Here is a 3,952-nt window from a genome sequence, read left to right on the forward strand (position 1 = left end):
ACCCACCGCTCCCCACGCCAGAAAGACGGCGCCGTCCAAATCCACGCCAAAATCGCGTTCTGACGAAACACCCGGGCGGCCAGACCATCACCTGGCCGCCCGGTAGCGGTGATACCTCCGCTGACCTATAGCGCTCCCGCTCGGCACGGTGCCGGGGTGACGAACCGGAGGGTGCGCCTGCATGACCAAGCCGACCATCGCCGTGCTGCTGCCCTGCTACAACGAGGCGGCGGCGATCGCGCAGACGATCGCCGGGTTTCGCGACGCGCTGCCGGATGCGACGATCTACGTCTACGACAACAATAGCGGCGACCGGACCGTCGAGGTCGCCACCGCGGCCGGCGCGATCGTCCGGCGCGAGCGTATCCAGGGCAAGGGTGCGGTGGTGCGGCGGATGTTCGCCGATGTCGACGCCGACATCTATGTGATGGCCGATGGCGACGCGACCTATGACGCGGCTTCCGCCCCCGCGCTGGTGGCGCGCCTGCTCGACGAGCAATGCGACATGATCGTCGGCAGCCGGGTGCATGAAGCGGCAGCGGCGTACCGGCGCGGGCATCAGTTCGGCAATGCGATGCTGACCGGGATGCTGGCGCGGCTATTCGGGCGCAGCTTCACCGACATCCTGTCGGGCTATCGCGTGTTCTCGCGGCGCTTCGTCAAGAGCTTTCCCTCGCTCAGCGCCGGCTTCGAGATCGAGACGGAGATCAGCGTCCACGCGCTCGAACTCAGGATGCCGGTCGCCGAGGTTGAGACGCCGTATTTCGCGCGGCCGGAGGGCTCCGCCTCGAAGCTGAGCACCTATGGCGACGGCTGGCGCATCCTGCGCACCATTGTTCAGCTGTACCGCCTCGAACGCCCGTTGCTGTTCTTCGGCCTGCTTGGCGCGGTGTTGGCGCTGGCCGGGCTGGTGCTCGCCGCGCCGGTGCTCGCCACCTATTGGCATACCGGGCTGGTGCCGCGGCTGCCGACCGCGATCCTGGCAATGGGGCTGGTGCTCCTGGCCTTTCTCAACGGCTTTGCGGGGCTGATCCTCGATACCGTCGTGCGCGGCCGTCGCGAGGTGCGTCGGCTGGCGTACCTGTCGTTCCCGGCACCCGGCACCACGTCCGGCGGTAGGGCTTGAACTCGCCCGGCGTGCGCGCGACATAGGGTGTCTTCCCCGCATCAGAGGCGACCCATGCACAATCCGTTCGAGACCGGCGATTTCGCGAGCCCGCTGACCAACGCCGGCCTCGGCCTGCACCAGACGCAGGCCGGCCTGGTGCCGATCGTCATCGAGCAGTCGAACCGCGGCGAGCGCAGCTTCGACATCTTCAGCCGGCTGCTGCGCGAGCGCATCGTGTTCGTGACCGGCGGCGTCGAGGACGGCATGGCTAGCCTGATCACCGCGCAGCTGCTGTTCCTCGAATCGGAGAATCCGAAGAAGGACATCTTCATGTACATCAACTCACCGGGCGGCGTCGTCACGGCGGGCATGGCGATCCACGATACCATGCAATATATCCGGCCGCGCGTCGGCACGGTGTGCATCGGCCAGGCGGCGTCGATGGGCAGCTTCCTGATGGCGGCGGGCGAGAAGGGGATGCGTGTCGCGCTCACCAACAGCCGTATCATGATCCACCAGCCGTCGGGCGGCGCGCAGGGCATGGCGTCGGATATCGAGATCCAGGCGCGCGAGATTCTGCGGATGCGCCATGATCTCAACAGCCTCTATGCCAAATATACCGGCAAGCCGCTGGAGGAGATCGAGCGGGCGATGGACCGCGACAAGTTCATGAGCGCTGACGAGGCCAAGCAATTCGGCCTGATCGACGAGGTCATGGACAAAAGGCCGGCACCGGCCGACGACATGGCCAAGGCGGCCTGAAGCGTCCGGTCCGGCGTTAGGGATTTTTGGACGTTGTAGTTTGCGTAAGGGCCGGGTTACCATGCCCGGCCCATGATGGGCGAGGGCGACCCGCCCCAAGGATGGATTGAATGACGAAGCTGAGCGGCGGCGACTCGAAGAGCACTCTTTATTGCTCGTTCTGCGGCAAGTCGCAGCACGAGGTGAGGAAGCTGATTGCGGGACCTACCGTGTTCATCTGCGACGAGTGCGTCGAGCTGTGCAACGACATCATCCGCGAGGAGACCAAGTCGGCGCTGGTTTCCAAGAAGGACGGCGGCGTGCCGACCCCGCAGGAGATCTGCAACGTCCTTGATGACTACGTGATCGGTCAGAAGCAGGCCAAGCGCGTGCTGTCGGTAGCAGTGCACAACCATTACAAGCGGCTCAATCATGGTGCCAAGGGCGCGGATGTCGAGCTGGCCAAGTCGAACATCCTGCTGGTCGGGCCGACCGGCTGCGGTAAGACATTGCTGGCGCAGACGCTGGCGCGCATCCTCGACGTGCCGTTCACCATGGCCGATGCGACGACGCTGACCGAGGCCGGTTATGTCGGCGAGGATGTCGAGAACATCATCCTCAAGCTGCTCCAGGCGTCCGACTACAATGTCGAGCGGGCGCAGCGCGGGATCGTCTATATCGACGAGATCGACAAGATCAGCCGCAAGGCGGAGAACCCGTCGATCACCCGCGACGTGTCGGGCGAGGGCGTTCAGCAGGCGCTGCTCAAGCTGATGGAAGGCACCACCGCCAGCGTGCCTCCACAAGGCGGGCGCAAGCATCCGCAGCAGGAGTTCCTGCAGGTCGATACGACCAACATCCTGTTCATCTGCGGCGGCGCGTTCTCCGGCCTTGAGAAGATCATCGGCGACCGGTTGCAGGGTAAGTCGATCGGCTTCGGCGCCTATGTCGCCGCACCCGAGGAGCGCCGCACCGGCGAGCTGCTGCGCTCGACCGAGCCAGAGGATTTGCTCAAGTTCGGGCTGATCCCGGAGTTCGTCGGTCGGCTGCCGGTGATCGCGACGCTGGAGGATCTCGACATCGACGCGCTGGTCAAGATCCTCAAGGAGCCCAAAAACGCGCTGGTCAAGCAGTACCAGAAGCTGTTCGAGATGGAGGATGTCGAGCTCGGCTTCACCGAAGACGCGCTGGTGTCGGTCGCCAAGAAGGGCATAGAGCGCAAGACCGGCGCGCGCGGGCTGCGCTCGATCCTGGAGAGCGTGCTGCTCGACACGATGTTCGAGCTGCCGGGCATGGACGGCGTCGACGAGGTGATGATCGACAAGGACGTGATCGAGGGCCGCAAGGAGCCGATCCGCGTCTATGCCGAGAAGAAGAAGACCGAGGACGCCGCAGCCTGACCCGCCTCGCGGGTCAGAACACTCCCGGCACGAAGCGCTTCACTCGCGCGGCATAGGCGTCATAGGCCGGCCCGAACATCGCGCGGAGCAACCGCTCCTCCTCGGCGACCCTGAGCCAGGTGCCGAGCGCGTAGATCGGCAGGGCGATGAGCAGGCGGCGCGAGTGGCCGAGCGCAACCGCGCAGCCGACCAGCTCCAGCGCGATCGCGGTGTAGATCGGGTGGCGCATCGCCGCGAACGGACCCGACTGGACGAGCTGGTGGTCGTCGCGGGTGCGCGCGACGAGGCTCCAGTTGCGGCCCATCGTCCGCGTCGCCGCGACGAACAGCGCCACCGCCGCGCCCCATAGCAGCAGCACCGCCGCCGCCTGGAGCAGTGCCGCCGCCGACACCGGCGCGAGCACGATCCGCTGCGGACCGGCGGTGGCGAGGACAAAGGCGAGCATCTGCACGCCGATGCCGACCATCGAGCGCCGCGACCGCTGTGCCGCCCGCTCGATGGTATCGCGGGGACTGCCGCGCCGCGCCGCCAGTGCCGCGGCGGCGAACGCCACGAAGCCGAGCAGCAGCGCGGCGAGCGCCGGCAGGCTGGTGGCGTCGTCGTGGATCATCGCTTGCGCCGCAGGCTGGCGGCGAGGGTGAGTCCGGCGGCGATCTGGAGCAGGCCATAGGCGCGGCGGCGGCCGGGGGCTCCCGCGAAGGGG

4 protein-coding genes are annotated in these 3,952 nt (G+C 66.8%); 3 read left to right on the plus strand and 1 reads right to left on the minus strand.

Features of this window, described 5'->3' with window-relative positions:
- Positions 1 to 181: 181 nt before the first annotated feature.
- The 3 genes from HUU96_RS12760 to clpX all read left to right on the plus strand — a co-directional run bounded on the left by HUU96_RS12760 (position 182) and on the right by clpX (position 3,249).
- Positions 182 to 1,126 carry a glycosyltransferase family 2 protein gene (locus tag HUU96_RS12760; protein WP_174293146.1) on the plus strand — a complete coding sequence of 315 codons (945 nt, stop codon included), beginning with the start codon at positions 182 to 184 and terminating at the stop codon, positions 1,124 to 1,126.
- Positions 1,127 to 1,180: 54 nt separating this feature from the next.
- Complete coding sequence (clpP, locus tag HUU96_RS12765; RefSeq protein WP_174293147.1) at positions 1,181 to 1,870, plus strand: ATP-dependent Clp endopeptidase proteolytic subunit ClpP; 690 nt, start codon at positions 1,181 to 1,183, stop codon at positions 1,868 to 1,870.
- Positions 1,871 to 1,980: 110 nt separating this feature from the next.
- The gene (gene clpX / locus HUU96_RS12770; RefSeq protein ID WP_174293148.1) at positions 1,981 to 3,249 is read left to right on the plus strand and encodes an ATP-dependent Clp protease ATP-binding subunit ClpX; all 1,269 of its coding nucleotides are present in this window, start codon (positions 1,981 to 1,983) and stop codon (positions 3,247 to 3,249) included.
- 13 nt (positions 3,250 to 3,262) lie between these two features.
- On the opposite strand, the gene HUU96_RS12775 is transcribed toward clpX, so the two are convergent.
- Positions 3,263 to 3,859: a methyltransferase family protein gene (locus HUU96_RS12775; protein ID WP_174293149.1), complete on the minus strand. Its 597-nt coding sequence runs from the start codon at positions 3,857 to 3,859 to the stop codon at positions 3,263 to 3,265.
- Positions 3,860 to 3,952: the final 93 nt, after the last annotated feature.

It is taken from the genome of Sphingomonas bacterium (assembly GCF_903644135.1).
Classification (GTDB): Bacteria; Pseudomonadota; Alphaproteobacteria; order Sphingomonadales; family Sphingomonadaceae; genus Sphingomonas.

What these genes read in the sequence shown, in the direction of transcription:
- clpX (WP_174293148.1), top strand. Translation starts at nt 1,981, where the DNA reads ATGACGAAGCTGAGCGGCGGCGACTCGAAGAGCACTCTTTATTGCTCG.
- HUU96_RS12760 (WP_174293146.1), top strand. Translation starts at nt 182, where the DNA reads ATGACCAAGCCGACCATCGCCGTGCTGCTGCCCTGCTACAACGAGGCG.
- clpP (WP_174293147.1), top strand. Translation starts at nt 1,181, where the DNA reads ATGCACAATCCGTTCGAGACCGGCGATTTCGCGAGCCCGCTGACCAAC.
- HUU96_RS12775 (WP_174293149.1), bottom strand. Translation starts at nt 3,859, where the DNA reads ATGATCCACGACGACGCCACCAGCCTGCCGGCGCTCGCCGCGCTGCTG.